Origin of the sequence: Prevotella sp. P5-126, assembly GCF_002251185.1 — a bacterium.
Taxonomy (GTDB): Bacteria; Bacteroidota; Bacteroidia; order Bacteroidales; family Bacteroidaceae; genus Prevotella.
Genome location: NZ_NPIZ01000095.1, coordinates 1 through 416, shown reverse-complemented (window position 1 = coordinate 416; position 416 = coordinate 1). Strand labels below are relative to the sequence as shown.

Below are 416 nucleotides of genomic sequence, written 5' to 3'. Positions count from 1 at the left end.
GTGGTCTTCATGCGCTTTGTTTCTGACTTCTCGAAATCAGGTAAACCAGAACCTCGAGAAGTGGAACAGGCAAGTGTCAGGTTCCACGCTTCTTTCATTAATAGGTTCACCTTATATTAATTAATCATTAACATGCCGACTCCGAGAACCTATAGGCAACCGAGAATCAAGAAAAACAAAAATGGAAAAAAAAGAAAAGAAATTCTATCAATCTCCTACTATGACAGTTTATGAAATCAGCAGGACACAGATTTTAGCGGGAAGTACTAATGGAGAAACAGAAACACTTGATGAAGAAAATTATACATGGTAAAAAGAATGAAAATGAAGAAATATATTCAATCTATGATGGCTTTTGCAGCCATCGTGTCCTTTGCGTCATGTTCGTCGGAGGACAACAACACTACAATTGAAAA

Annotated in this window: 1 protein-coding gene; it reads left to right on the top strand. The window is 37.0% G+C overall.

Annotation, left to right across the window (positions count from 1 at the left end; genetic code table 11):
• Positions 1-181: 181 nt before the first annotated feature.
• On the top strand, positions 182-313 hold the full coding sequence (locus CIK90_RS14570; RefSeq protein WP_256387353.1) for a hypothetical protein: 132 nt from the start codon (positions 182-184) through the stop codon (positions 311-313).
• The last annotated feature ends 103 nt before the right edge of the window (positions 314-416 follow it).